Source organism: Dactylosporangium cerinum, assembly GCF_042653625.1.
GTDB lineage: Bacteria > Actinomycetota > Actinomycetes > Mycobacteriales > Micromonosporaceae > Dactylosporangium > Dactylosporangium cerinum.
This window is the reverse complement of record NZ_JBHSIU010000066.1, coordinates 422,146-448,164: the sequence shown is the minus strand read 5'-3', so window position 1 is coordinate 448,164 and position 26,019 is coordinate 422,146. Positions and strand designations below refer to the sequence as shown.

Annotated in this window: 26 protein-coding genes; 12 read left to right on the top strand and 14 right to left on the bottom strand. The window is 74.1% G+C overall.

All coding sequences use genetic code 11. From position 1 onward, the window contains the following. Positions 1-49: 49 nt before the first annotated feature. The gene (locus ACFPIJ_RS44400) at positions 50-1,864 is read left to right on the top strand and encodes an AMP-dependent synthetase/ligase (RefSeq protein WP_380125122.1); all 1,815 of its coding nucleotides are present in this window, start codon (positions 50-52) and stop codon (positions 1,862-1,864) included. Between the two features lie 54 nt (positions 1,865-1,918). Here the strand turns inward: ACFPIJ_RS44400 and ACFPIJ_RS44395 are convergent, their stop codons facing one another. Continuing rightward, the gene (locus ACFPIJ_RS44395) at positions 1,919-2,950 is read right to left on the bottom strand and encodes an LLM class F420-dependent oxidoreductase (RefSeq protein ID WP_380125120.1); all 1,032 of its coding nucleotides are present in this window, start codon (positions 2,948-2,950) and stop codon (positions 1,919-1,921) included. Then, entirely contained in the window at positions 2,935-4,038 is a 1,104-nt protein-coding gene (locus tag ACFPIJ_RS44390) for a CaiB/BaiF CoA transferase family protein (RefSeq protein WP_380125118.1), read from the bottom strand. The genes ACFPIJ_RS44395 and ACFPIJ_RS44390 overlap by 16 nt, the downstream gene beginning before the upstream one ends. Positions 4,039-4,103: 65 nt before the next feature. Between ACFPIJ_RS44390 and ACFPIJ_RS44385 the strand changes: the two genes are divergently transcribed. Then, positions 4,104-4,766, top strand: coding sequence for a GntR family transcriptional regulator (locus ACFPIJ_RS44385; protein WP_380125116.1), 663 nt, complete (start codon positions 4,104-4,106; stop codon positions 4,764-4,766). A 41-nt stretch (positions 4,767-4,807) separates the two neighbouring features. On the opposite strand, the gene ACFPIJ_RS44380 is transcribed toward ACFPIJ_RS44385, so the two are convergent. Further along, a complete protein-coding gene (locus ACFPIJ_RS44380; protein ID WP_380125114.1) occupies positions 4,808-6,229 on the bottom strand; it encodes an aldehyde dehydrogenase family protein in 1,422 nt (473 codons plus the stop codon). 93 nt (positions 6,230-6,322) lie between these two features. Between ACFPIJ_RS44380 and ACFPIJ_RS44375 the strand changes: the two genes are divergently transcribed. Next, the gene (locus ACFPIJ_RS44375) at positions 6,323-7,435 is read left to right on the top strand and encodes an acyl-CoA dehydrogenase family protein (protein WP_380125112.1); all 1,113 of its coding nucleotides are present in this window, start codon (positions 6,323-6,325) and stop codon (positions 7,433-7,435) included. Between the two features lie 4 nt (positions 7,436-7,439). On the opposite strand, the gene ACFPIJ_RS44370 is transcribed toward ACFPIJ_RS44375, so the two are convergent. The 3 genes from ACFPIJ_RS44370 to ACFPIJ_RS44360 all read right to left on the bottom strand — a co-directional run bounded on the left by ACFPIJ_RS44370 (position 7,440) and on the right by ACFPIJ_RS44360 (position 11,671). Continuing rightward, positions 7,440-7,763, bottom strand: a complete 324-nt coding sequence (locus ACFPIJ_RS44370) for a hypothetical protein (protein WP_380125110.1) — start codon at positions 7,761-7,763, stop codon at positions 7,440-7,442. A 5-nt stretch (positions 7,764-7,768) separates the two neighbouring features. Continuing rightward, positions 7,769-9,475: an Hsp70 family protein gene (locus tag ACFPIJ_RS44365; RefSeq protein WP_380125108.1), complete on the bottom strand. Its 1,707-nt coding sequence runs from the start codon at positions 9,473-9,475 to the stop codon at positions 7,769-7,771. A gap of 69 nt (positions 9,476-9,544) precedes the next feature. Further along, positions 9,545-11,671 carry a diguanylate cyclase domain-containing protein gene (locus ACFPIJ_RS44360; RefSeq protein ID WP_380125106.1) on the bottom strand — a complete coding sequence of 709 codons (2,127 nt, stop codon included), beginning with the start codon at positions 11,669-11,671 and terminating at the stop codon, positions 9,545-9,547. A gap of 217 nt (positions 11,672-11,888) precedes the next feature. Between ACFPIJ_RS44360 and ACFPIJ_RS44355 the strand changes: the two genes are divergently transcribed. Continuing rightward, entirely contained in the window at positions 11,889-12,644 is a 756-nt protein-coding gene (locus tag ACFPIJ_RS44355; RefSeq protein ID WP_380125104.1) for a class I SAM-dependent methyltransferase, read from the top strand. A 19-nt stretch (positions 12,645-12,663) separates the two neighbouring features. On the opposite strand, the gene ACFPIJ_RS44350 is transcribed toward ACFPIJ_RS44355, so the two are convergent. Both ACFPIJ_RS44350 and ACFPIJ_RS44345 read right to left on the bottom strand, forming a co-directional pair. Next, positions 12,664-13,899 (bottom strand): Dyp-type peroxidase, encoded by a 1,236-nt coding sequence (locus ACFPIJ_RS44350; RefSeq protein WP_380125102.1) that lies wholly within the window; start codon positions 13,897-13,899, stop codon positions 12,664-12,666. Position 13,900: 1 nt separating this feature from the next. Next, positions 13,901-14,419, bottom strand: coding sequence for a copper chaperone PCu(A)C (locus ACFPIJ_RS44345; protein ID WP_380125100.1), 519 nt, complete (start codon positions 14,417-14,419; stop codon positions 13,901-13,903). A gap of 116 nt (positions 14,420-14,535) precedes the next feature. Between ACFPIJ_RS44345 and ACFPIJ_RS44340 the strand changes: the two genes are divergently transcribed. Further along, entirely contained in the window at positions 14,536-15,129 is a 594-nt protein-coding gene (locus ACFPIJ_RS44340; protein ID WP_380125098.1) for a copper resistance CopC family protein, read from the top strand. 139 nt (positions 15,130-15,268) lie between these two features. Here ACFPIJ_RS44340 and ACFPIJ_RS44335 read toward each other — a convergent pair whose 3' ends face one another. Beyond that, complete coding sequence (locus tag ACFPIJ_RS44335) at positions 15,269-16,720, bottom strand: PepSY-associated TM helix domain-containing protein (RefSeq protein ID WP_380125096.1); 1,452 nt, start codon at positions 16,718-16,720, stop codon at positions 15,269-15,271. Between the two features lie 180 nt (positions 16,721-16,900). On the opposite strand from ACFPIJ_RS44335, the gene ACFPIJ_RS44330 reads away from it, so the two are divergent. Continuing rightward, complete coding sequence (locus tag ACFPIJ_RS44330) at positions 16,901-17,614, top strand: YcnI family protein (RefSeq protein ID WP_380125095.1); 714 nt, start codon at positions 16,901-16,903, stop codon at positions 17,612-17,614. A gap of 197 nt (positions 17,615-17,811) precedes the next feature. After that, the gene (locus tag ACFPIJ_RS44325) at positions 17,812-18,204 is read left to right on the top strand and encodes a cupredoxin domain-containing protein (RefSeq protein WP_380125093.1); all 393 of its coding nucleotides are present in this window, start codon (positions 17,812-17,814) and stop codon (positions 18,202-18,204) included. Positions 18,205-18,217: 13 nt separating this feature from the next. On the opposite strand, the gene ACFPIJ_RS44320 is transcribed toward ACFPIJ_RS44325, so the two are convergent. From ACFPIJ_RS44320 to ACFPIJ_RS44310, 3 genes are read right to left on the bottom strand one after another with little or no spacing between them, the layout of a single operon-like run. Continuing rightward, on the bottom strand, positions 18,218-19,033 hold the full coding sequence (locus tag ACFPIJ_RS44320; RefSeq protein WP_380125091.1) for an alpha/beta fold hydrolase: 816 nt from the start codon (positions 19,031-19,033) through the stop codon (positions 18,218-18,220). Positions 19,034-19,079: 46 nt separating this feature from the next. Then, a complete protein-coding gene (locus ACFPIJ_RS44315; RefSeq protein ID WP_380125089.1) occupies positions 19,080-20,033 on the bottom strand; it encodes a DUF2332 domain-containing protein in 954 nt (317 codons plus the stop codon). Next, the gene (locus tag ACFPIJ_RS44310) at positions 20,034-21,191 is read right to left on the bottom strand and encodes an endonuclease (protein ID WP_380125088.1); all 1,158 of its coding nucleotides are present in this window, start codon (positions 21,189-21,191) and stop codon (positions 20,034-20,036) included. It abuts the gene before it with no gap. A 160-nt stretch (positions 21,192-21,351) separates the two neighbouring features. On the opposite strand from ACFPIJ_RS44310, the gene ACFPIJ_RS44305 reads away from it, so the two are divergent. Next, on the top strand, positions 21,352-22,140 hold the full coding sequence (locus ACFPIJ_RS44305) for an alpha/beta fold hydrolase (RefSeq protein ID WP_380125086.1): 789 nt from the start codon (positions 21,352-21,354) through the stop codon (positions 22,138-22,140). 9 nt (positions 22,141-22,149) lie between these two features. Continuing rightward, a complete protein-coding gene (locus tag ACFPIJ_RS44300) occupies positions 22,150-22,989 on the top strand; it encodes a helix-turn-helix domain-containing protein (protein WP_380125084.1) in 840 nt (279 codons plus the stop codon). Here ACFPIJ_RS44300 and ACFPIJ_RS44295 read toward each other — a convergent pair. Beyond that, a complete protein-coding gene (locus tag ACFPIJ_RS44295; protein ID WP_380125082.1) occupies positions 22,913-23,428 on the bottom strand; it encodes a hypothetical protein in 516 nt (171 codons plus the stop codon). The two genes, ACFPIJ_RS44300 and ACFPIJ_RS44295, sit on opposite strands and share 77 nt — an antisense overlap. Positions 23,429-23,677: 249 nt before the next feature. Between ACFPIJ_RS44295 and ACFPIJ_RS44290 the strand changes: the two genes are divergently transcribed. Beyond that, complete coding sequence (locus ACFPIJ_RS44290) at positions 23,678-24,100, top strand: hypothetical protein (RefSeq protein WP_380125080.1); 423 nt, start codon at positions 23,678-23,680, stop codon at positions 24,098-24,100. A gap of 5 nt (positions 24,101-24,105) precedes the next feature. Here ACFPIJ_RS44290 and ACFPIJ_RS44285 read toward each other — a convergent pair whose 3' ends face one another. Continuing rightward, a complete protein-coding gene (locus ACFPIJ_RS44285; protein ID WP_380125078.1) occupies positions 24,106-24,228 on the bottom strand; it encodes a hypothetical protein in 123 nt (40 codons plus the stop codon). Positions 24,229-24,364: 136 nt separating this feature from the next. Here ACFPIJ_RS44285 and ACFPIJ_RS44280 point away from each other — a divergent pair, with 136 nt between their 5' ends. Together ACFPIJ_RS44280 and ACFPIJ_RS44275 are read left to right on the top strand one after the other, a co-directional pair. Continuing rightward, complete coding sequence (locus ACFPIJ_RS44280) at positions 24,365-24,919, top strand: TIGR03086 family metal-binding protein (protein ID WP_380125077.1); 555 nt, start codon at positions 24,365-24,367, stop codon at positions 24,917-24,919. Positions 24,920-24,930: 11 nt separating this feature from the next. Beyond that, positions 24,931-25,800 (top strand): S41 family peptidase, encoded by an 870-nt coding sequence (locus ACFPIJ_RS44275; RefSeq protein WP_380125075.1) that lies wholly within the window; start codon positions 24,931-24,933, stop codon positions 25,798-25,800. Positions 25,801-26,019: the final 219 nt, after the last annotated feature.

Below are 26,019 nucleotides of genomic sequence, written 5' to 3'. Positions count from 1 at the left end.
CCGGTGACCACACCCCCGCGCACGGCCACCGGGTAAGGGAGGCACCACGATGACCTCTGCCACCGACACCCAGGACGACCTCGCGCGGCGGTTCGCCGCGACCGCCGACGGCCTGACCATCCCCTCGCTGCTCGACCGCAACGCCCGAGAGTTCGGCGACCTGGCCGCCCTCAGCACCCTCGCCGGCACCGGCACCCTGACCTGGGCGCAGCTGCGCGACCGGGTCGCCGCCCTCACCCTCGGCCTGCACGAGCTCGGGCTGCGCCCCGGCGACCGCATGCTGACGCTGATGTCCAGCCGGCCCGAGCACTGGCTGATCGACCTCGCCGCGGTGCACCTCGGCGCCGTGCCCGCCACCGCCTACGCCACGCTCAGCGGCGACCAGTTGCGCTACGTCGCCCAGCACAGCCAGGCCCGCGTGATCGTGGTCGAGGACCCCGCCCAGCTCGACCGGATCCGGCCGTTCCTGGACGAGCTGCCGTCGCTGCTCCGGGTGGTCCAGCTCGACGGCCCGCCCGAACCCGGCACGACGGCGCTGCACGACCTCGAGACCGCGGCCGACCCGGCGGCGTTCGAGCGGCTGTGGCGGGCGGTGCGCCCGGACCAGCCCGTCACGCTGCTCTACACCTCGGGCACGACCGGCGACCCGAAGGGTGTGCTGCTCAGCCACCGCAACGTGGTGTACCAGGCGGTCGTGCTGGAGGCGACCGTGCCGGTGCCCGACCACGCGCCGGCGCTGGCGTACCTGCCGCTCGCGCACATCGCCGAGCGGATGCTGGGCATCTACAACGCGGTGTACCGGGCCGGGCACGTCACGATCTGCGCCGACCCCGCGCAGCTGGCCGCCGGGCTGCTGCAGGTCCGCCCGGTCTCGTTCTTCGGCGTGCCCCGCGTGTGGGAGAAGATGGTCGCCGGCATCCAGGCCTTCGTCGCCGCCGCCGACCCCGCCGTCCGAGCCGCCTTCGAAGCGGCCCAATCGGCCGCGTTGGAGGGTTATGTACTGCGGGAGGCCGGCCTGCCGGTGCCCGCGGACCTCGCCGCCAAGGTGGCCGCCCTGGACGAGCAGGTCCTCCGCCCGGTGCGGGCGCGCCTCGGGCTGGACCGGGCCGGCTGGGCCGGCAGCGGCTCGGCCCCGATCCCGGTCGCGGTGCTGCGGTTCCTCGCCGGCTGCGGCCTCGACGTGCTCGAGGTCTGGGGCATGACCGAGACCACCGGCACCGCCACGATCAACGCCCCGGACGCGTTCCGCACCGGCACGGTCGGGCGGATCAACCCCGGCATGCAGCTGCGGCTGGCCGACGACGGCGAGATCCTGGTCCGCGGCCCCCTGGTCTGTCTCGGCTACCTGCGCGCCGACGGCGGCGTGGAGCCGGCCACCGACGCCGACGGCTGGCTCGCCACCGGCGACGTCGGGGTGCTCGACGGCGACGGGTACCTCACCATCACCGACCGCAAGAAGGAACTCATCATCACGTCCAGCGGCAAGAACATCGCGCCGGCGCAGATCGAGAACCTGCTGCGGGCGCATCCGCTGATCGGTCAGGCGGTGGCGATCGGCGACCGCCGCCCGTACGTGACCGCCCTCATCGTCCTCGACGAGGAGATGGCCCCGATGTGGGCCCGCGCCCGCGACCTCCACCTGGAGCTGGCCGCACTCGCGACCGACCCGCTGCTGCTGGCTGAGATCCAGGCAGCGGTCGACGCGGCGAACGCCAAGCTGTCCCGGCCCGAGCAGATCAAGACGTTCCAGGTGCTGCCGGCGGCCTGGTCCCCGGTGACCGGCGAGGTGACCCCGACCCTGAAGCTGCGCCGCCGCGTGATCGTCGAGCGTTACGCCGACGTCATCGACGGGCTGTACCACTGACGCACGACGCCCACCCCGCTCACCGGCGGGGCGGGCGCGGCGAGGTCCAGCCGCTCATGCCAGCATGTCCTTGACGGCGGCGAGCTGCCGCTGCGGGTCGGGGCCCAACGGCGTGACGTTGAGCGTCGTGACACCGCTGTCCTTGAACGCCGCGATCCGGTCCCGCACGTATCCCGCCGGCCCGATGAGGGTCGACAGCTCCACCAGCTCGTCGGGGACGGCGGCGGCCGCGGCCTCCTTCTGGCCCGACAGGAACAGGTCCTGGACGCGGTCCGCGGCGGCGCCGAAGCCGTACCGGGTGACCACGTCGTGGTAGAAGTTGCGGCCGCGGGCGCCCATCCCGCCGACGTAGAGCGCGATCATCGGACGTGCCAGCGCGCGCAGGTGGGTGACGTCGTCGCCGATCGCGAGGGGGCCGCCGGCCACGATGTCGAGCGGGCCCAGCGCCGGGTCGCGGAGGGCGGCACCGGCGGCCAGGGCGTCGCCCCAGACCTGGCCGGCGCGCTCCGGCAGGTACAGGAACGGCAGCCAGCCCTCGGCGAGCTCGGCGGTCATCGTCACGTTGCGGTCGCCGAGCGCGGCGAGATAGATCGGGATCCGGTCGCGGACCGGGTGGGTGAGCATCTTCAACGGCTTGCCCAGGCCGGACGGCAGCGGCAGCCGGTAGAGGCCGTCGTGCGCGAGGGGTTCGCGGCGCCAGGCCTGCCGGCAGATCTCGATGATCTCGCGGGTCCGGGCGAGCGGCTTGTCGTACGGCACGCCGTGCCAGCCCTCGACGACCTGCGGGCCGGACGCGCCGAGGCCGAGCATGGCCCGGCCGCCGGACAGCGCGTCGAGGCCGGCCGCGGTCTGCGCGAGCAGCGCCGGGGTGCGGGAGTAGATCGGCAGGATCGCCGAGCCGATCGCGAGCCGTTCGGTGCGGGCGGCGAGGTATCCGAGGATGGTCGGGGCGTCGAACCCGTACGCCTCGGCGACCCAGATCGCGTCGAGCCCGGCCGATTCCCATCCGGCGGCCTGATCCGCGGCGGTCCTGGGGTCTGCGGCGTACTGCAGGGTGGTGGCGAGGCGCATCAACGGACCTTCCATTCCTCGAGGATCTGCCGGCCGTGCTGGCCGGGCAGCGGCGGCGGGCCGGTCAGCTCCGCCGGGGTGGCCGAGAACCGGGGCGCCGGCGCCGGCTGGATCGTGCCGTGCCGCTCCACGAACGTCCCGCGGGCGGCCAGGTGCGCGTCCCGGGTCGACTCGTCCAGGGTCAGCACGGGGGTGACACAGGCGTCGCCACCGGCGAAGTGGTGTGTCCATTCCTCCCGGGTACGGGTGGCGAAGCGCGCTGCGAACACGCGGCGCAGCCGCGGCCAGCCGGCCGTGTCGTGCTGGCCGGGCAGGTCCGGCTCGCGGTCCAGGTCGAGGCGGCGCAGCAGCTCCGCATAGAACTGCGGCTCGAGCGCGCCGACCGCCATGTGCCGGGCGTCGGCGGTCTCGTACACGGCGTAGAACGGCGCGCCACCGTCGAGCAGGTTCGCGCCCCGCCGGTCCTGCCACCGGCCGGCCGCGCGCAGGCCGTGCAGCAGCGTGGTGAGGTGCGCGGTGCCGTCGACGATCGCGGCGTCCACGACCTGCCCGCGCCCGGTGCGGTCCGCCTCGCGCAGCGCGGCGAGGATCCCGACGACCAGGTACAGCGAGCCGCCGCCGAAGTCGCCGACCAGGTTCACCGGGATCTGCGGCGGGCCGCCGGCCGGGCCGATCGGGTGCAGCGCGCCGGCAAGGGCGATGTAGTCGACGTCGTGGCCGGCCGTGGTGGCGAGCGGGCCGTGCTGGCCCCAGCCGGTCATCCGCCCGTAGACCAGCGCCGGGTTGCGGGCCAGGACCGCGTCCGGGCCGACGCCGAGCCGTTCGGCGACGCCGGGGCGCCAGCCCTCGATGAGGGCGTGGGCCCGGCCGGCGAGGCCCAGCACCGTCTCGACGCCGGCGGGCTGCTTGAGGTCGACCGCGATCGAGCGCTTGCCCCGGTTGAGCAGGTCACCGGTCGGGTCGGCGCCGATCGGCGAGCCGCCGCCGGCCCGGTCGACCCGGACCACGTCCGCACCCAGGTCGGCGAGCAGCATCGCGGCGAACGGCCCCGGCCCGATGCCGGCCAGCTCGACGACGCGCAGCCCGTGCAGCGGGCCAGTCATAGGATCTCCCGGAAGCCCGATAGTTTGATATTTGATAGAGTAAGCCGCTTTCGGGAGGAGACACCATGGCCGTCGAGCGGCCGCAGCTGGCCGACGAGGTCGTGGCACACCTGCGGGACCGGATCATGTCGGGCGACCTGCGCCCCGGCGAGCGGATCCGCCTCGAGGAGGTCGCCGAGCAGCTCGGGGTCAGCATCACCCCGGTCCGGGAGGCGCTGCTGACGCTGCGCGGCTACGACATGGTCGAGCTGCAGCCGCGCCGGGGCTACGTGGTGGCGCCGCTGTCCCGGCAGGACATCGTCGACGTCTTCCAGCTGCAGGCGCACATCGCCGGCGAGCTGGCCACGCGGATCGCCGAGCGGGCGACGGCGGCGGACCTGGACGAGCTGACGGCCGTGCACAAGGCGATCCGGCGCGCCGCGCAGGGTCGCCGGGCCGCGGTCGCCGAGCTCGAGCGGCTCGAGTTCGAGTTCCACCGGGCCGGCAACCGGATCGCCGGCGCCCGCAAGCTGGCCTGGCTGCTGCACTGGGCGACGCGGTACACGCCGGCCAGCTTCCTCGCCGGCGACCCGGCCTGGCGGGCCGGGATGCTCGCCGACCACGACGCGCTGCTCGCCGCGCTCGCCGATCGGGACGCGGCGGCGGCCCGGGCGGCGATGGCCCGGCACTTCACCGACGGCGCCGACCGCCTCATCAAGCACCTGGACGACCTCGGCAGCTGGGCGTAGGCCCGCCGCCGACCTTGGCGTCGCCGCCGGCGGTGCGCTCCTCATCCGCGCGCGTGCCGGAGCCGGAACAGCCGGGTCGCGCGGGCCAGCGCGGCCGGCCGGCGGTCCAGCCGCAGCAGGTCGATCGGCGCAGCGAAGCGTTGCCGGGTCACCGACTTGGGCCGGGAGAACTCGCGCAGCCCGTCCGCGCCGTGGATGCGGCCGAACCCGGAGTCGCCGACCCCGCCGAACGGCAGCGCCGGGACGGCGGCGAAGCCCAGGACGGCGTTCACCGAGACGGCGCCGGCCCGCAGCCTGGCCGCCAGGTCCGCCGCCGTGCGCCGGCTGCCGGTGAAGACCGAGGCGGCCAGCCCGTAGCGTGAGGCGTTGGCCCGCTCGACCGCCTCGTCCAGGTCGCGGACCGGGTTCACCACCACCGTCGGGCCGAAGGTCTCCTCGGTCACCGCCAGGCTGTCCTCCGGCACGTCGGCGAGGACCACCGGGTCGACGAACGGCGGGCGCACCGCGGCCGGGCCGCCGACGACCGCCCGGCCGCCCCTGGCCAGGGCGTCCCCGATGTGCGCGGCGACGATCGCGGCCTGCGCCGGCGTGGTCATCCGGCCATACCGCGCGTCGGGCTCCTCGCCCGGCCGGGTGGCCCGGGCCAGTTCGGCCAGCCGGTCCAGGAACGGCTCGTAGACGCTGCGCTCGACATAGACCCGCTCGACGCCCGCGCAGGTCTGCCCGGCGTTGCCGAACCCGCCGAACGCGGCGGCCCGGGCGGCGGCGTCCAGGTCGGCGTCGGCGGCGACGATGAGCGCGTCCTTGCCGCCGGCCTCGACCACGACCGGGGTGAGGGTCGCGGCGCAGGCGGCCATCACCGTGCGGCCGGTCGCGGTGGAGCCGGTGAACGCCAGCTTGTCGACGCCGGCCCGGCACAGCGCCGCGCCGGTCTCGCCGTCCCCGGTCACCGCCTGGAACACCGCCGGGCCCGGGACCGCCTCGGCCCACCGCTCGGCCAGCCACCGGCCGACGCCGGGGGTGTGCTCGCTGGGCTTGAAGACGACCGCGTTGCCGGCCGCGAGGGCGTAGGAGATCGAGCCGAGCGGCGTGTACACCGGGTAGTTCCACGGGCCGATCACGCCGATCACGCCGAGCGGCTCGTAGCCGACGCTGGCCGCCTGGTTGGCGGCGAGCAGCCCGGCCGGCACCCGCCGCCGGCGCAGGACGGCCCGGGCGTGCCGGGCGGCCCAGTCGAGGTGCTCGACGGCGAGCATCACCTCGAGGACGGCGTCGCCGTGCGGCTTGCCGGTCTCCGCGCGGATCTGCGCGGCGAGCTCCTCGACGCGGCCGGCGAGGGTGCGTTTCCAGGCGAGCAGCGCGCGGCGGCGGCCGTCCCACCCGAGCCCGGCCCACCAGCCGGCGGCTGCCCGGGCCGCGGCGACCGCGGCCGGCACGGCGTCCGTCTCCGTCGATGGCTTCACGGTCTCCGCCGGCATGGTGAACCCCTCACGACAGGTGCTCCAGATTTGATATTTGATATGCTACGGTCGCTGTCAATCCCGAGGAGTGGCAGCATGCTGGATCTCACCGACGAGCAACGCGCGTTCGTCTCCGCCGTCGCCGACTTCTGCCGGCGCGAGGTCGGCACCGGCCCGCGCGGGGCACACGATCCCGAGCTCTACCGCAAGGTCGCCGCGCTGGGCTGGCTCAGCGTCGCCATCGCCGAGGAGCACGGTGGCGCCGGCGGCGGCATGCTCGACTCCTGCCTGTTCCTGGAGGCGACGGCGCACGGCCAGCTCCCGATCGGCGGCTTCAACACCTCGATCATCGTCGCCGGCGCCTACGAACGATTCGGCTCACCGGAGCAGCGCAGGACCGTCCTCGGCGGCATCGGCGCCGGCGACGTCTGGTCGATCGCCATGTCCGAACCGGAGGCCGGCTCCGACATCGCGGCCCTGGCCTGCTGGGCCGAGCCCCGCGACGGCGGGTTCGTCGTCAACGGGCAGAAGACCTGGTGCTCCAACGCCCACATCGCCGAGGGCATCCTGCTGGTCGCCCGCACCTCCGGCGCACCCGGCGAGCACGCCGGCATGACCATGCTCCAGGTCCCCGCCGACCACCCCGGCCTGCGGATCAGCGGCATCGACACGATGGGCGGGCGGGAGGTCAACGACCTGTACTTCACGGACTGCTTCCTGCCGGCGGACGCGGTCGTCGGCACCGTCGACCACGGCTGGAAGCAGCTCATGGCCGGGCTCAACGTCGAGCGGCTGATCCTCGCGGCGATCATGCTCGGCACCGCCCAGCGCGCCTTCGACGACGTCCTCGGCTACATCAAGCAGCGCCGCCAGTTCGGCCGGCCGATCGGCAGCTTCCAGGTGCTGCGGCACCGCATCGCCGACCTCGCCACCGAGATCGAGTGCACCCGCCTGCTCGTGTACCGCACCGCCGAGCTCGTCGACCGCGACCCCGGCACCGTGCTGCCCCGCGAGACGTCGATGGTGAAGCTCAAGGCGACCGAGACCGCCCGCCGGGTCGCCCTGGACGCGATGCAGATGATGGGCGGCTACGGCTACGCCACCGAGTACGGCATGGAACGCCTGGTCCGCTCGACGGTCGTGTCCACCGTGTACGGCGGCACCAGCGAGATCCAGCGTGAGATCATCGGCAAGACCTACGGGCTGTGACGGGTCACGGCTCGCCCCGCGGCGGCAGCAGCCACGTCACCTCGTCCCACGTCAGACCGGTGTCCTCCAGCAGTTCCGACACCACGTCCCGCGGCTCCGGCGCCGGGCCACCGAACTGGACCACCTCGACCCCCGGGGAGGGGTCGAGCTCCACCTTCGCGAACCCGATGAGCGTGCCGCCCGCCAGCCGTCCGAGCGCCATGACGGCCGGCGAGAGGTCGTTGTCCACCGGCGCGAACCGCAGCCCGAACCGGCGCTCGACGTCGGCCCGCTCCAGCGCCAGCTTGGCGATCACCTCCGGCGCCCCACGCGGGGTGTCGATGGGCACGGGCGTCACGGCGCCGCCCGGCGGCGCTTGCGGACCTGCCAGACGACCACGACGATCAACGTGACCGGGGCGGCGGCCAGCAGCAGCGGGCTGACCGTGACGCCGGTCAGGAAGATGACGAGTGCCTGCACCCACGGCGGGGTTGCCACGCCGCGGCGTTCGTCGCGCCAGGCGCCGATCGCGGCCGCGATGAGCGTCGGGAGGGTGGGAATGCCCAGGACGATGGCGCCGTACTTGACCTCCTGGGTGAAGCACACCAGGGCGACCAGGAACGAGAACGCGGGGAAGGCGAACCACCGGATCCGGCTGGCCCGGTCGGGCGCGGGACCGGTCGGCGCAGCGGGCCTGGCGGGCATACGGGGCGTGACCCGCGGCGCCGTCCGCTGCGACGGCGTCCTACGGGCTGCCGGTTCGGGCGCCCGGAGCGGAGCCGGGTCTTCTGGCCAGTCCGGGTCGCCGGCATCCGCGGCCTCGGACGCCGACCAGTCCTCGTCGCCGCCGGCGGGAGCCGCCACGGGAGCCGTCACGGAAGCCGCAACGGGAGCCGCAGCGGCGGCCGGCGAGAGCGGGACCAGGCGGTCCGCGGCCGGGATCGCCGACGGCGCTGCGACGGCGGCCCCGGATCGCACCGGTGCGGCGTCCCCTCGTGGGGTCACGGTGCTCAGCGCGCCCTGGGCGACGACCAGTTCGGGCTGCTCGAGCAGCACCGGCGCGACACCGATCGCCTGATGCAGCATCGTCGCCACGAGCGGGATGCGGCTGCCGCCGCCGACCAGGAACACGCCGGCGATCCGCTCCACCGGGGACCGGGACTCGCGGATCGTCGCCTCCGTCACGGCGACCGTCTGCGCGAGCAGCGGCCGGGCCGCCGACTCGAACTCGGTCCGGGTCAGCAGGACGTCGCGGCGCAGCGCACCGATGTGGAACGCGGTCGAAGGCTGCCGGGACAGCGTCTCCTTCGCCTCGCGGGCGTCGTCCCACAGCAGCCGGTGCTGGCGCTGGCCGTCGGTGTCGGTGGGCTCGGTGACGGCACGCCACGCGCCGGCCTCGTCGGCCGTCACGGCGGCGCCGGCGTGGGCGACGACGAGCGCGTCGAGGTCCAGGCCGCCGAGGTCGTCGACGCCGCGGTACGCGAGGGTCTCGAACCCGTCGCCGGTGCGGCGGACCACGCTGGCGTCGAAGGTGCCGGCGCCGAGGTCGTAGACGACGACCACCTGACCGTCGTCGACCTTGCCGCCGTCGGCGACGGCGAAGTTGGTGGCCGCCGCGACGGACTCCGGGACGAGGTCGACCCGGCCGAGCCCGGCCGCCTCGCAGGCGTCGGTGAGGACCGAACGCCGCGCCGGGCCCCACGCGACGGGGTGCGTGACGACGATGGTCTGCGGGCGCTGGCCGAGCGCGCGGACGGCTTCGTCGTTGACCCGCCGCAGCGTCGCCGCGATCAGGTCGACGACCGCGACCGTGGTGTCGCCGAGCAGGACGTCGGTGTCGTCGACGCGACGCTTCGGGTTGGGCTCGAACCGGGCCGGGTCCAGCCGGGCCGCCCTGGTCGCGTCGCGCCCCGTGAGCAGCCGGCCGTCGACCTCGGCGTACACGGCCGAGGAGAGCAGCGGTGAGCTGTCGAACAGGATCGGCTGGACCCGTCCCTCCGGCCAGCGCAGCAACGCGACCGTGTTGGACGTCCCGTAATCGATGGCGAGTTGGGCAGACACGTCCAGCAGCTTAGGAACCGGGCACCGCGGCGGTCCTCGGCCGATCAGCCGATCATCGGCACCGCGCGTTCAGCGACCGCCGATCTTCTCCCGGTACATGGCGGCGTCGGCGGCGGACAGGATCTCGTCGGCGCTGGCGCTCTCGCCGCACGGCATGCAGCCGATGCTGACGCCGACCCGCACGACCGTCCCGGCCACCGTGTACGGCGCCACGATCGACGCCCGCAGCCGCTCGGCGATGCGGTGCAACTGCTCCGGCGAGCCGACCTCGGCCAGGAACACCACGAACTCGTCGCCGCCGAAGCGGGCCGCCATGTCGCCGGACCGCAGCGAACGGCGGATCCGCTCCGCCACGTAGACCAGCAGCTCGTCGCCGGCCGCGTGCCCGTGCCGGTCGTTGACCTGCTTGAAGCCGTCGAGATCCAGGAACAGCACGGCGAACCGCCGGTCGGTGGCGCGCACCGCCCGCTCCAGGGTCTCCACCAGCGCGGCCCGGTTGGGCAGTCCGGTCAGGGTGTCCGACAGCGCCGCCCGGCGCAGGCGTCTCTCCTGCTCGCGCAGGTCGAGCCCGACGGTGAGCAGCGCCGCGCACTGGTTGACCAGCTCCCGCCCGTCCTCGACCTGGCGCTCCACGACGCCGACCACGGCGAGCAGCCCGCGGTCGCTGGCGTTGACCTTCGCGGGCACCACGAAGACGGTTTCCCCGGGGCCGGCGGCGTCGATGAGCTCGGCCGGCGGGAACGCCGGCACGGACGTCGTGCCGGCGGCGATCGGCGGTCCCGGCAGCCGGCACCAGCCGGCGGGGACCTCCAGGCGGCCGTCACCGGTCCACAGGCCGAGGGACCCTGCGCTCGCGGGCGTGACCGCGAGCCAGCTGAGGTCGCGGGGGTCGGTCCGCCGGTGGTACAGCAGCGCCATGGACAGGTCATAGTGCGCGCTGATCGTGGACCGCAGCCGCCACCGGTCGCCGAAGTTGGCGACCTGGCGGACCCGCACGACGGCGAGGATGAGCTCCTGCACACAACCGTCGAGGCGGCGGGCGGTCGCCACGTCGGCCGCCGGGATCTGTTGCGTGTACTCCTGCACGGCGCGGGCGGCGATCCGCAGGCCCTCGGGCTGCGCCTGCAGGGCGACCAGGGCCAGCAGGGCCGCCGTGGCGCCGCTGTGGTCCGGGGTGCGCCCGGCGACCGCGGCGGCCGCGACGTCGACCACCGCGTCGGAAGCTTTCGCCAGCACCGCGAGATGCTCGGCGGTGCGCACGGCGCCCGGCGGCAGCAGCGTCGCCAGGCGCTCGGTGAGCCGGTCCGGTCCCGCGTCCGCCACCGCCGGCGGCAGCCGCAGTGCCGCCTCGGAGCAGCCGCACGACCCACGGGCGACGAACACCGTCGGGACCCGCCGCTCCCCGGCCGCGACCGGGACGCCGGCGATGCCCTGTAGCAGCAGGTCCACCGCCTTGGCCGCCATCACCTCGAGCGGCTGCCGGACACTGGCCAGGCCCGGCCCCAGGTACGCGGCGACCTCGACGTCGTCGAAGCCGGTGAGCGCGACGTCGCCCGGGCAGGTGAGCCCGGCCGCGTCGAGGGCGCGCAGCAACCCGATGGCGTTGCGGTCGGTGGCCGCCACGATCGCCGTCGCGGCCAGGTCCCGCAGCGCCGCCGGGGTGGCCCAGGCGACGCCGCTCTCCAGGTTGTCGGCCGCGGGCCGGAACAACGCGGGATCCGGGTCGATGCCGTGGGCGAGGAGGGTCTCCGTGTAGGCGCGGTGCCGCTCGGCGACGTCGGAGGCGGCGGTGAACCCGGTGAAGGCGATCCTGCGGTGCCCGTGCCGGATCAGGTGCTCGACGGTGGCGCGGATCCCGGGACCGTTGTCGGCGACCACGGTGGGCAGATCGGAGCGACCGGCGTTGTGCCCGAGGAGCACCACGGGCTTGCCGGCGGCGCGCAGCCGGTCGAGGTAGGCGCCGGTGATCGCGTCGGCCAGGACGACGAAGCCGTCGATGCGGTCCCATGCGACCGGGGCGGTGAAGGTCGGCGTGCCGCCGTTGACCGTCATGTCGGCGGCGGCGTCGAGGGTCTGGACCGCGACGGTCCGGCAGCCGGCCGCCGCGGCGGCGGCACTGATCCCGGCGAGGATCGTGCCGTAGTAGGCACCGCCGGCGAACGGCGACAGCACACCGACCACCGGCCCGTTGCCCATGCGCACCTCCAGTCTCCGTATCGGCACGACCCGCCGCCGGATTCGTGGTTCCGCTCCCGGAGGATCCCCGATCACTTCGACACCGGCGAGATCCAGAGTTACACCACCAGCACCCGGAACATCGCCCCCGGCGACGCCGATAACCTCAAGATCACCCCCGGGGCGGCCCATTGTTCCAGTCTTGTCCAGCGCTCACGAGGTAACTAGCCTGGTGGCTATGACTCCTTACATCGCAAACGCGCGGGCATGGCAGGAGAGCTGGGACCGGCAGCAGGAGGCGTACCTGCCGGACCGTGAGCACCGGCTGGCCGCGATGCTCGACGCCGTTGACGCGACCGCCGCCGGCGCGCCACGGATCCTCGACCTCGCCGGCGGCACCGGATCCATCACGCTGCGGGCCCTCGACCGGTTCCCCGGGGCGGACGTCACGCTGCTGGACCTCGACCCGGTGCTGCTCGCGATCGCCGAGGCGTCACTGCACGGGCGGGCCCGGATCGTGACCGCGGACCTGCGCCGGCCGGACTGGGCGGCGGCGCTGCCCGCGCGCGGGTTCGACGCCGTGCTCACCGCCACGGCCCTGCACTGGCTGCCCGCCGAGCGGCTCGGCCAGCTGTACCGCGAGATCCACCGGCTCCTCGACGACGGCGGCATCTTCGTCAACGCCGATCACATGCCCGACGACGCGCTGCCCGGGCTGACCGCACGGATCACCGCCCGGGCCGACCGGGACCGCGACGCCCGATACGCGGCCGGGGCGGTGCTGTCCTGGCGGGACTGGTGGGACCACGTCGACGCCGACCCGGCACTCGGGCCGCTGGTCGTGCTGCGGCAGGAGGTCTACCCGGCCGGGCACACCGCGGAGTGGCTGCCGCCGATCTCGTGGCACCTGGACGCGCTGCGCGCAGCGGGTTTCACCGAGGCCGGCACGATCTGGCGCGGCGGCGCGGACGCGGCCGTGGCCGCCGTCCGCTGACGCTCCCCCGGGCAGCCCCTCAGCCCAGCAGCCCTTCGCCGATCCAGCCGCCCGCCTCGCAGCCCGGCGGGACCGCGAAGACCGCGGAGCCGATCGGGGTGACCCACGAGTTGAGCAGGTCGGCCTCGGCCAGGTTGCGCTGGATCGGCAGGAACTGCCCGCCGACATCGCGCTGGTACGCAGCGAAGACCAGTCCGGTGTCGGCGGCGCCGTCCGGGCCGGGCGGATCGTCGTAGTTGTACGGGCGGCGGAAGATCCGCTGCCGGTCGCCGGTCACGTGTGCCCGGGCCACGTGCGAGAACTCGGAGATGACGGACAGCCCGAGGGCGTTCTTCGCGGCGAAGTCCGGCGGGTCCTGCTCGTGCCGGCCGGTCAGCGGGGCGCCGTCGGACAGCCGGCGGCCGACCGCGAACTCCTTGCCTGCGGTGTCCGCGGCGTCCCACGACTCCAGCTCCGCGCGGATGCGGCGCAGCACGAGCGTCGTCCCGCCGTGCAGCCACTGCGGGCCGCTGTCGGTCCACACCGCGCTGTCGAAGCCGGCGCTGCCCGGTGCCGGGTTGCCGGTGCCGTCCAGCTGGCCCAGGACGTTGCGCTGGGTCACGCCGTCGTCCTGCATGCCGCGGCCACGGCGGAACCCGCGCTGCACCCACCGCACGGTGGCGAACGACCGGCTGTCCTTCACCAGCATGCGCTGGGCGTGGGCGATGGTGAGCGGGTCGTCGGCGCAGAGCTGCAGCAGCAGGTCCCCACCGCACCACCGTTGCTGCAGCTTGTCGATCGGGAACGCCGGCAGCTGCTGCAGGGTCGCCGGCCGCTGCCCGGCGAGCCCGGCGACGTCGAACAGCCGCGGACCGAACCCGAACGTGACGGTGAGCCGGGCCGGCACCTGCGCCAGCTCGGGCTGGCTGTCGGCGAGCGGCGCGCGGCCCTGGGTGAGCCGGGCCGCGTCGTCGGACAGCAGCAGCATGAGCCGGCGCAGCGCGGCCCGGTCGACGCCGGCGGCCAGGTCCAGGGCGACGAAGGCGGCGTGCGCCTGGGCCGCAGTGGCGATCCCCGCCTGGTGCCGGCCGTAGAACGGCACCATCTGCCCGCCGTAGTCCACTGTGGACGGCGGGGTGGCGCGGGGGCCGTCGCCGCTGTCCCGGGCGGCCACGGCACCGACGGCGACGGCCCCGCCGATCGCGCCGCCCACCGACAGTGCGCTGCCGGCCAGCAGAGCACGCCGGCTCAGCGGCTCCCCGGTGCGGTCGGTCACGTCAGCCCATGCCCGGCTGGTACGTCTCGTTGCCGCCGGCGAAGTCCTTGCCGAGCGCGGTGAACTGCACCGTGCCGCCGTCCTGCAGCGTGAGCGTGAATGTCACCTGGTCGCCTGCCTTCACCTCGGTCGTGACGTCCATCAGCATGAGGTGGTCGCCGCCGGGCTTGAACTCGTGGGTGCCGCCGGCGGGGATGACGAACCCACCCGCCTTGGGCCGCATCGCCATCTTCCCGTCGACCGTGGTCGTCTCGTGCAGCTCGATCGCTGGTGACACCGCCGACGTCGCGGACACGACCACGACGTCCTTGCCGGTGGTGTTCTGCACCGTGCCGTACGCGGCGGACATGCCGGACTTCGCCGTCTTCACCCACGGATCCCGCACCACGAGCCCGGCCTGCCGGCTCGAACCGGCCGCCGGGGTGCCGGTCGCGGGTTCGCCGGCGCCACACGCGGTGGTCAGGGCGAGCACCAGCACCGCGCCGGCCGCGGCCAGCAATCCATGGTTGCGCAACGACATCAGCGATCCTTCACCTCGTGGGAGAGCTTGCCACGGGTAGTCGGCGGCCGCGCGGGGAAAGTTCCCGCCGTACCCCCGTGCGACGGCCGCGATGGCGCAGGGTCCAGGATTGGTCCATGCGACTGCACGTGACGCTCCGCGCGACCCTCGCCGCCGCCGCGGCGGCCTTCCTGGTGATGCTGCTGCCGGCCCAGCCCGCATGGGCGCACGCCAAGCTGGTCAAGACCGACCCGGCGGGCGGAGCCACCGTCAGCGCGCCGCTCACGGCGGTGGTGTTCACCTTCAACGAGATGGTGAAGCAGCAGTTCAGCACCGTCGTGGTCACCGGTCCGGACGGGGTGTCCTACAGCGACGGCACGCCGAAGTCGGTCGACAAGACCCTCACCCAGCCGGTGAAGCCGCTGCCGGCCGGGGCGATCACGGTGGTGTGGCGGACCGTGTCCGGCGACGGTCACCCGCTCGAGGGGCAGTTCACGTTCACCAACGCCGCTCCGGCGCCGACCAGCGCGGCCCCGTCCAGCGCCGCGCCCGCGACGAGTGCCGCGCCGATGGTCCCGTCCGCCGCCGCGCCGACCGTCGCGACGGACCGGACGGGAGACTCCAGCGACGACAGCGGGCTGCTGTGGGTGGTGCTCGGCGCCGTCGCGGTGGTGCTGGTCCTGGCCCGCGGCGCCGTCTGGTGGCGCCGCCGGACCCCCGACCAGGGCTGACCGGCAAGGACCAGCCCCCGACCCGGGCTGACAGCAAGGCCCGGCCCCGACCTGGGCTGGCGGCAAGGACTCGCCACGGCCGGGGCTGACCGGCAAGGACCGGCTCCGGACCAGGGCCGGTCCGGAACCGGCCCGGAGCTCAGGAGCCGGCCGGTGCCGCCCGTCTGCGACGCATCCGCTGCACGGCGCCGGTCGCCGCGTCGAGCAGCAGGAACGCGACCAGGGTGACCCCGAACGCGGGCAGCGCCCACCCGATCGCGGCGACCACGACGATCCCGGCGACGAGCAGCGGCAGCCGCAGCCGGCGCCAGGCACCGCGGGCGGGCGGCGGACCGGCGGCGGACCGGCGGTCCGCCCGGGTCGGGCGCCGCTGCCACCACATCCGGTACCCCCACACGATCACGCACAGCAGCCCCAGCGCGAGCGCCGCCAGCAGCAGCTGGTTGGCCGGGCCGAACAGGCGGCCCATGTGCGCCTGGATGCCGAGCTTCGTGAGCTGCGCCAGGAGCGGCCAGTCCGCGAAGTCGGACCGGTCCACGACGGTCCCGGCGACCGGGTCGACGGCGATGCGGTCGAGGTGCACCGGCCACACGTAGTCGATCTGGCTCACCGTCCACGCCGCGCCCTCCTCCGCCGGCAGCCCGATCTCGGTCGGCCCGGTGAGCCCGGCGCCGCGGGCGAGGTGCAGGACCGCGTCGATCTGCGCCGGGTCCCCGGCGGCCGCGGCCGCTTCCCCGTGGTGACCGCCGGGCGCCGCACCACCGCCGCCGACGGTGGTGCTCACCTCGGGGGTGCGGGAGTCCAGGCCGTCCAGCGCGAGCCCGAAGTTCTCCCCCGCCCAGCGCGACCAGGTCAGGCCGGTCACGGACAGGAACACCAGGCCGGCGACGAGCCAGATCCCGGTCGCGGCGTGCAGGCTGCGGGTGCGGCGCACGCCCTTCGCGGCGGTGAGGTCATACAGCAGGGTCGCCTCGGCGCGGCCGCGGCGGCGTTCCCCGCGGCGGCGCCACTGCCGGTTGCACCACAGGATCAGCCCGCCCAGGACCAGGACCCACAGCCAGCTGGCGGCGGTCTCGGAGTAGGCCCGGCCGACGTCACCGAGGTGCAGGTTGCGGTGCAGGTCGTCCAGCCAGGTCGTCAGCGGGGTCGAGCCCCACCAGGTGGTCAGCTGGCCGCGGATCTCGCCGGTGTAGGGGTCGACGTAGACCGTGTGCTGCTTCTCCCCCAGCTCCGGCAGGCTGAAGACGACCTTCGTGGTCGCGTCCGGTGCCGAGGCCGGTTGCACGGCGGACAGGGTGCCGGTCGGGTGCGCGGCGACGGCGGCGGCGACCTGCTCCGACAGCGGCATCGGCAGCCCGGCACCGATCTTGGCGGCGTGCAGTTCCCGGTCGTACGCAATGCCGTCGAGCTGCGGGGTGAGGACGTACAGCAGGCCGGTGACGGCGGCGAGGACGAGCAGCGGGGCGACCAGGATCCCGGCGTAGAAGTGCAGCCTGGTCAGCAGGGGCACGATCGACCAGGACCGGCCGGCCGGGGCCGGTCTCTCGGCCTCGTCCGCTGCGGTGGGTGAGACGTCGGTGTCGACGGACACGGCGGGACCTCCGGGTGATGTGGCGGGCGGCGACTGGGGGTTCGGCACGGTAGTCGTCGCCCAGGCCCGGAAAGTTCCCAGCGATACATGATGAAAAATCGGCATTTGGCATGTACTAGTTTGTGCGTCACCAAGTTGGTCGTTGGCAGCGCCGCCGAAGTTCCCGAGAGGACCTCATCCATGCGTCTAGTTGTCGCCCGTGCGGCCACGGCCGTCGTCGCCGCCGCGGTCGCCGCCCTCGCCCTGCCCGGGGCCGCCGCGGCCCACGTGACCGTCAACCCGGGCACCGCCACCCAGGGTGGTTACGCGAAGGTGAGCTTCCGCGTACCCAACGAGAAGGAGGACGCGAACACCGTGAAGGTCGAGATCGCGATCCCGACCGACAAGCCGATCGCGTCGGTGTCGGTCAAACCGGTGCCCGGCTGGACCGCGGTGACCGAGAGCACCAAGCTCGCCACGCCGGTCAAGACCGACGACGGCGAGATCACCGAGGGCGTCTCGAAGATCACCTGGACGGCCGACGCCGCCTCGGCGATCAAGCCGCACCAGTTCCAGGAGTTCGACGTGTCCCTGGGCCCGCTGCCCACCACGGACCAGATCGTGTTCAAGGCGCTGCAGACGTACTCCGACGGGGAGGTCGTGCGCTGGATCGACGAGCCGGCCGCCGGCACCGAGGCCGAGCACCCGGCGCCGGTGCTGAAGCTGACCAAGCCCGGCGCCGCGACCGGCGCACCGGGCAACACGAGCGCCGGGCAGGACGCCGCCGGCGCGATGAACGACGACAGGGACAGCGACGGCACCACCATCGCCCTCGCGGTCCTCGGGCTGCTGGCCGGCTTCGCCGGTCTGGTCGTCGGGGTGCTCGCCTACCGCCGGGCCGGCCGCGCCGGCTGACCCTCGGCACGGCGCGGAACGGCGCGCCACGTGACGCGGCGGCGAGGACGGGCCCGCCACCTGACCCCTCGCCGCAGCGCGGACGGGCCGCTACAGTGATCCCCGTTCGCGTTCCGGCTCGGCGGCCGGGCGGACGTTCCGGCCTTCGGTGTGCGGCGCACCGGGGCCTCCGCCCCTGCTCGCGTAAGGAACCTGCCGTGCCCTCAACCGCCGCACCCGCCCGGTCCCGGGACGCCGTCTACCGGCTCGTCGCCGTCGCCATCCTCATCGCCGCCGGCGCCGTCGTCGCGCTGCTGCTGCGCGACGGCTCGGGCGGGACGGCGGCGCAGGACCGGTCGATCAGCGTCTCCATCACCGGCGGGAAGGTCGATCCGCCGGTCGGCCGGGTCGAGGTCGGCAAGGGCAGCACGATCCGGCTGACCGTCACCTCCGACGTGCCCGACGAGCTGCACGTCCACGGCTACGACCAGCGCGCCACCCTCGAGGCCGGCCGGCCGGCGACCGTGGAGTTCCGCGCCGACCGCACCGGCATGTTCGAGGTCGAGACCCACGCCAACCACCTGCTGCTGGTCCAGCTCGTGGTGCGCTGACCGGGCACGGCCGTCAGCGCGGGTCCCCGGCGAAGAACCGCAGCATCGCGGCGTTGACCGCCTCGGGCTGCTCCAGGTAGCCGTAGTGGCCGGCGTCGCGGATCTCGGTGTATCGGGCGCCGGGGATCGCGGCGGCGAGCTCCCGCCCGCGGGCGGCCGGCGCGACCAGGTCGTCGGCGAAGGAGAGCACCAGCGTCGGGGTGGTGATCCGCCGGTACGCGCCGAGCCGGTCGCTGCGCACGTCGACGTCGAGCTGCGCCCGGACGCCGGGGTCGGTCACGTCCGGTGCGGACATCTCGAAGATGTCGAGCCAGTCCTGCACCGCCTGTTCGTCCTGCAGCGTGCGCGGCGACAGGTTCTGCATCGCCCGCATGGCGGCGTCGTAGCAGGCCGGGAGCTGCACGCGCTGGTCGTGCAGCGACTGCTCGGCGGCGGCGAGCGCCCGGGAGAACGCGTCGGGCCGGCCACGGCTGGCCATCAGCACCGCCTGGGTGGCCAGGTCGGGCCTGGTCAGCAGCAGCTCCTGCACGATGTGCGCGCCCATCGAGGAGCCGACCAGCCGGCACGGCCCGCCGGCGAGCCGCTCGACCAGCCCGGCGGTGTCGGCGACCAGGTCGGCGACGGTGAGGCCGGGTCCGGCCGGGTCGCTGGGCGGCACGCCCCGGTTGTCGACGGTGATGGCCCGGTATCCGGCCGCGACCAGCGCCGGCACCTGGTGCAGCCGCCAGGTCCGGCCTGCGGCGCCGGTGCCGGGGACGAGCACGACGGCGTCGCCGCTGCCGGCCTCCTCGTAGTGCAGGGTCACGGCGCCGGCGTTCACGAACGGCATGGGTCGGTCCCGCGCTGCGCCACTGACGTCCTTCCGGCCGGATGAGTCAGGGGAGCCTAACTTGTGCTCCGATCCAGGTCATTCCCTGCCCGTGCGCCCGGGTCCAGGCCAGGGGTGTGCCGTCCAGCGCGAGCACGTTGTGCAGCTCGGTGCCCGGCGGCGCCGGCAGTTCCGGGTGCGGGACCACGTCGGCCCCCTCGACCGAGATCCAGTGCCCCGGCAGGCCGCGGACCAGGTCGATGAACGCGGTCCGGCGCGGCGCCGGCACCTGGTACAGCACCGACGTGTGGAACACGACCAGGGTCGCGTCCGGCGGCGCCTGGGCGGCCAGGCCCGGCAGGTCGTCGACGAGGTCGCCGCGCACGAGCACCGGTGGGTCCGCCGCGGCCAGCGCGGCCGCCGCCCGCAGCCGCTCCCGCCGGTGGTCGTGCTCGGGCCAGATGAGCGCCTCCAGCCAGGCCGCGTCCGCGGGATCCGTCACGTCGAGCGGGTTGAGGTCCAGCCCGGCCCGCCACACCACGCGGGGCAGCGTGGCGGGCGGCGGCGCCCCGGTGAGGTCGCACTCGAGGACCGGCCCGCCGTTGCCGACGGTGTGCCCGCCGTACCGGTAGCGGTACCGGTCCGGGAACAGCCCCAGCCCGGCCGAGGCGCCGACCTCCAGCAATGCGAGGGGCTGCGGCAACCCGGCCAGGACCGGCAGCAGCAGCGCGCAGCGCCCGACCTCGTTGGTCTGGGTGGCCCGGATCCGCAGCTGCGCCTCGACCGCCGCCCAGTTCGCCACGGTGAAGTCGTGGAACGCGGCCGGGTCGTCGACCGGCCCGCCGAGCAGCCGCACCACGCCGAACAGCAGGTTCGGCTGCCGTTTCGGCGGCGGCACCGACTCGAGCAGCCCCAGCAGCACGTCGTCGCCGCTGACCGCCAGGGCGAGCCGCTCGTACACCGGTGAGATGCCCCGCGCCTCGCCCGCGGCGAACTGGGCGAACCAGTCCGCGGTCGGCACTCAGGCGCCCCAGATCGCTGCGGCCCATTCCGGGTGGTCGATGAACGGGTTGCGGTTGTGCTGCCAGGCGGCGTAGATCCGCTCGTTGCGGCGCTTCTCGAAGGCGTCCGGCGGATCCTGCTGGTGCCACTGCAGCAGGATTGACAGCTTGCCGATGCGGGGCGCCGACCCGTTGCCGACGGAGTTGTTGATTTCCAGGTCCGGCCAGCCGTCGTCGCCCTCGTACCGGATCGCCATGTACATGATCATACGGGCGACGTCGCCCTTCACGGCGGCCCGCGGTTCGAAGGAATCGCTGTCGGTCAGGCAGCCCGGCGCCTCGCTGACCGCCGACCCGCCGAGATCGAAGTCCTTGTTGCCCCGCGCGGCGTTCACCGACACGTCCTCGGGGCGCAGGTGGTGCACGTCGGTGCCGGGCCCGGTGGCGGTGCCGAAGTCGCCGTGCGACTTGGCCCACACGTGCTCACGGTTCCAGTCGTTGGCGCCGCCGCCGTTCGTCGTCTTGCTCTGCGACCGCCCCGAGTAGAGCAGGATGACGTTACCGGCGTTGTTCGGGTCCTGATCGGTGTCCTTCAACGCGTCCCACACCTGATCATAGGTGATCTTGGTCTGCACCTTGATGATGCCGTGCAGCGCCGAGCGCAGCGCGGTCCCGGTCTTGCCGGCCGCCGCGGCGTAGTAGGTCTCGACGGGCCCGGTCGGCGTCGGGCCGCCGGTCGGGGTCGTGGTCGGCGTGCTGCCGGCGAGGCTCATCGAGGTCGGCGACTTCAGCCCGCCGTGCGAGAAGTACGCCGTGAGCTGCCCGGCCACGACGAGCCGCCGGCCCATCAGCGACGGGTTGGACTGCAACCCGAACGAGGCCCGGTAGGCGGCGGTGATCTGCACGTACAGCATCCGGGTGGTGCCGGTCTCGCTCGCCGTGTCGGCGAGGGCTAGCGCGGTGTCACCGGTGAACCCGGACCGCAGGACGGTGCTCGTGGCGGTCGGCTGCCCGACCACGTAGCCGACGACCGACGCCGACCGGCCGTCCTGCGCGGCCAGGGCCTGGCTCACCGAGAGATCGGCGGCCACCGCCGCCGTCGAGGTCAGCACGACCGCGGCACCCGCCGCGGTCATGGTCAGGGCGAGCGCCACCGCGATCCGCCGGGTTCTCCACATGGTTTCGCCCTTCGCCATCCACCAGGACCTGCGGACATCGTAGATTGCCGATGGATTCGGCCGCAGCGCCGGTATTTCACTTAACTTGCGACGGCCCGCCGGCCCCGCCGCTGACATTTGTCCAAGACGCGCGCGCGGCGCCCCGGCATCGTTTTCGGGCATGAGCGAGCTGCATGTGGTTCACGAGGGGGCGCGGGACGCGCCGCCGCTCCTGCTTCTCCACGGGTCGGGCGCCTCGGGCGCGTCCTGGCGGCCGATGGTCGCGGCGCTCGCCGCCCGGCATCACGTCATCGTGGTGGACCTGCCGGGCTGCGGCCAGTCCCCACCCGCGCCGTCCTACGCCGTGCCCGCCCAGGCGGGCCAGGTGGCCGCGCTGCTCGACGGGCTCGGCCTGCGGCGGCTCGCCGTGGCCGGGCACTCCAGCGGCGGCTACGTGGCCACCGCGCTCGCCGAGCAGCGCGCGGACCTGGTGCGGTCGATCACGCTGATCAGCTGCGGCCCGAGCCTCGACGCGCTACTGCCGCAGCCGCTCATCCTGCGGGCCCTGCTGTCCCCGCCCCTCGGCCCGCTGCTGTGGTCGCGGCGCTCGGACGCGATGATCCGCAAGGGGCTCTGCGCGACGGCCGTGCGCCCGATCGACGTCCCCGACGACCTGGTCGCGGACCTGCGCGGCACCGGATACCGGACGTTCCGCACGGTGCTGCGGCGCAACGCCGAGTACATCACCGCCCGCGGTGTGCCGGAGCGGCTCGCCGCGGTGCGGGTCCCGCTGCTGGTGATCTTCGGCGCCGCCGACCCGCGCTGGGAACCGGCTTCGGCCCAGCGGTACGCCGCCCTGCCCGACACCCGGGTGGAGCTGCTGCCCGGGGTCGGACACCTGCCCATGCTCGAGGCGCCCGAGGCGACCAGCCGGCTGCTGCTGCAGTTCACGGCGGCGGCAACGCTTTAAGCTGGGTCCGTGCCGCCGAACGGGACACCACCGGACTGGTCGCGGATGGCCGTCGCGGTCCCCGGCGCGCCGGACCGGCTGCCGGGGGTCAGGATGGCCGGGTTCGAGGCCCACGGGGCCGGGCCCGTCGACATCGCGATGGTCCCCCACCCATCCGTCACGGTCCTGCTCGACCTGAGCAACGAGGGCGGGCTCGTGTACGACGTCCGCGGCCGCCGCCAGCACGGCAGCGTCGTCGTCGGGCTCGCCCCCGGCGACCTGCGCACCGGTGGCCGGGCGGGGGCGTGCCTGCAGATCCGGCTGGACCCGGCCGTCGCGGCCGCGATCCTCGGCGCCCCGGCGGCGCTCAGCGGTGCGGTGGTGCCCCTCGACGACGTCTGGGGCCACGACGCCGGGCGGACCGTCGACCGGCTCCGGGTCGCCGCGTCGTGGGACGAACGGTTCGGCATCGCGGTGGAGATCCTCGCCCGGCGCCTGCGCGCCCGCCCGGCGGTCGACGCGGAGGTCGCGCACAGCTGGCGGCGGACGCTCGCCGGCCGGGGTCGCCTGCGGGTGGAGGACCTGGCCGACGAGGTCGGCTGGAGCCGCAAGCGGCTGTGGTCACGGTTCGGCGCCCAGCTCGGCATCACCCCCAAGCGCGCCGCCCGGCTGGTGCGCTTCGACCGGGCCGCGCACCTGCTCGCGGCCGGTCACGCCGGCGCCGACGTCGCCGCCAGGTGCGGCTACGTCGACCAGTCCCACCTGCACCGCGACGCCAGGGCCTTCGCCGGCCTCACCCCGGCCGCCGTGGCCGTCGCGCCGTGGCTCGCGATCGACCCCGTCGCCTGGCCGGCCACTCAGGTGTCGTAGTCGCCGCTGTCCCACGGCTCAGCGAAGCCCATGTAGTCGCCGGGTTCGAGCGTGACGTACCACCCGTCGTCGCCTCCTCCGGCGGCCTGGGGATCAGGCCGAAGGTCGTGCCGAACCGTTCGACCGCGAACGGCGCGATCTCGATGCGGGTGAAGGTGACGTCGCCGAGCTCCCGCAGCCGCGCCTCATACGTTGCGCGCCGCGCCTCGTCGTCCACGAAGGCCCGCGGGCCGAAGGCGTCGATCTTCGCCGCCACCAGCGCGCCGTGCCCGTCGAACAGGTAGAGCGCGACGAACTCCTGGCCGTCGTCCTTGCCCGCGAAGGCCGGTTCGAACGGCGTGGTGAGGAAGAACTGCCTGCCGTCGGCGGTCCGCCCGACGTGCTCGGCGTGGTAGTCATCGTGGTCGATCGCGATCAGGCTCGGCGGCCCGGCATCCATTTCCGCGTCCTCTCACCCGTTGCACCGTCGGAACCATAGGCTACGGCGGTGTCCTGGCGGCCGCGGCGCACCCGGACAACGTGCATCGGCGTCGGGTCGGTGAGGGACTTCCGGTGTGCCGTGTCGAGCCAGGCGCGGCTCAGCACCGACGTGTCTGTGGCAATGACGTTCTTCCTGGTTTCGTGGTAGCAGGCGTCGTCGGCCGGGGTCTGCGCGCCCCAGCGGTCAGGTGGTGCATACGCTACGTCGATGTCGTCGATCGCTTCGCTGTACGTGCTCCGCGAACCGGACGTCCGCACCCTGGCCGAGTCCGGTCACGCACCGGACGACCTGGAACTGCGCGACGCGTTCCACTGGTCTGGGTACTTCATGTTGTACCTGCTGCTGTTCCTGGAGGAGGAGCAGGACGTGCCGGTGTCGCGGTCGCGGTACGACGAGGTCCTGCCGGACCCGGCGGACGGCATGCGCTTCGTGCTCACGGCCGAACACCAGGCGCACCTGCCGCGGCTGGACGTCGCGACGTTCGATCAGGCGGCGTTCGACGACTACCTGGACGAGATGGGGGGCTCGTTCGAGGAGTCCCCCATCGCGGTCGAGGAGACGCTGACCCTGCTGCGCGATCAGGTCGCGGCGCTGCGCGACGATCAGGCGCTGGTCATCGAGATCGGCTGAAGGCCTCAGCGGGTGACGAGGTAGATCACGACGAAGATGGCGACCGCGATGCCGAGGATCGCGCCGAGGCCGAGCGGTGACCGGCCGTTGCGCGGCGGCCTGGCGTAGTGTCCTCTGACCCAGGGCATGGCAGCTCCTTCGCTCGGTCGCCGGCGCTCCGGCGACATCCATCACGATGCATGGTGCCCAGGCCGGCATTGATCAAACCGCGTCCATTCGCGCGAAGGGCCACGGGCGGCCGGTGCGGGGCGATACGGTGGCCCAATGACGCCAGCGGAGGAGCACCGCAGCATCGCCGGCACGTTCACCGACCGGGTCCGCGGTGTCGCGGCCGACGGCTGGGACGCACCGGCGCCGTGCGAGGGCTGGGTGGCCCGCGACGTCGTCGGGCACCTGGTCGAGTGGTTCCCGGGGTTCCTGCAGGCCGGCACCGGCATCGAGCTGCCGAAGGGGCCGAAGGTCAGCGAGGACCCGGTCGCGGCCTGGCAGGTGCACACCGACGCCGTGCAGGCGGTCCTCGACGACCCCGGCTGCGGCGACCGGGTGCTCAGCAACCCGCACATCGGCGACATCCCGCTCGACGCGGCGATCAGTCAGTTCTACACCGCCGACGTCTTCCTGCACACGTGGGACCTGGCCCGCGCCACCGGCCAGGACGAGCGCCTGGACCCGCACCGCTGCGCGGTCATGCTCGCCGGCATGCTGCCGATGGACGAGGTGCTGCGCAGCAGCGGCCACTACGGCCCCCGCGTCGAGGTGCCCGACGGCGCCGACGCGCAGACCCAGCTGCTCGCCTTCATCGGCCGAAATCCGCTGTAGGAGACAGCATCGTGGCGATCACCGACGGCTGGCGGCAGCGGCGGACGCGGCGGTACCTGTTGCACGCGCTGGAGATCGTCGAACGCCGTGCGTTGTTCAGCGACACCGTGGACTGGCCCACGGTCCGCGCGGAAGCCGTCGCCGCGTGCGCCGGCGCGGTGTCGTACACCGGCATCCACGACACCGTATGGACCGTGGTGAAGCAGGCCGGCGGTGCGCACAGCGGGCTGCGGCGGCCAGGTCCGGCCAGCGCGTGGGGCACCGGCACACTGCCCAGCGGGGAAGTCATCGACGGTGTCGCCCGGATCGGTCTGCCCGCCTGCAGCGAACGCGGTCGCGGATACCGCGACACCGGCCACCAGCTGATGCGGGACCTCGCCGCCGCCGGGCCGTCCGGTTGGGTCGTGGACCTGCGCGGCAACCAGGGCGGCAACATGTGGCCGATGCTCGGGGTCATCGGGTCGCTGCTGCCCGACGGCGTCCTCGGTTACTTCGTGCCACCGACCGGCCCCGACCAGGTGTGGCGGCTACGTCAGGGCCGGGTCCTGCTCGACAGCCGGACAATGGCCCGCACCGTCGCACCACACCACCCGGGCGGCCCGGTGGCCGTCCTCACCGACGGCGGGACCGGCAGCTCGGGCGAGGCCGTCGCGGTGGCGTTCCGAGGCCGGCCGGACGTGCGGACGTTCGGGTCCGAGACGGCCGGGATGACCAGTGCGAACGAGATACATCCGCTGCGCGACGGCGCCCGGCTGTCCGTGACCGTCGCCTGGTTCGCCGACCACCATCACACCGTCTGCCGGGGGCCGCTGCAGCCCGACGAATCCGGTGGCACCGACCCGCTGGCCGCGGCCGTCGACTGGATCCGCCGGACTCGGTGAACCTTTCACGCCCGAAAACCTTTCGGTTGCGCGCAGCGCGCTTTGGTGCTGCTTAAGTCTTGGCACACGTTGTCACATGATTGACATCTGACGATTTGCCCTGGCACTCTTCGAAAAGGTTTTCGTCGATGTGGCGCGCGGTCGTGCACCGCAGCCGCCGGCCCGGCCCGCCCGCCGCCCCGGCCGTCGCATCGATCCCCGCAACCCTCGCGAAGGGAG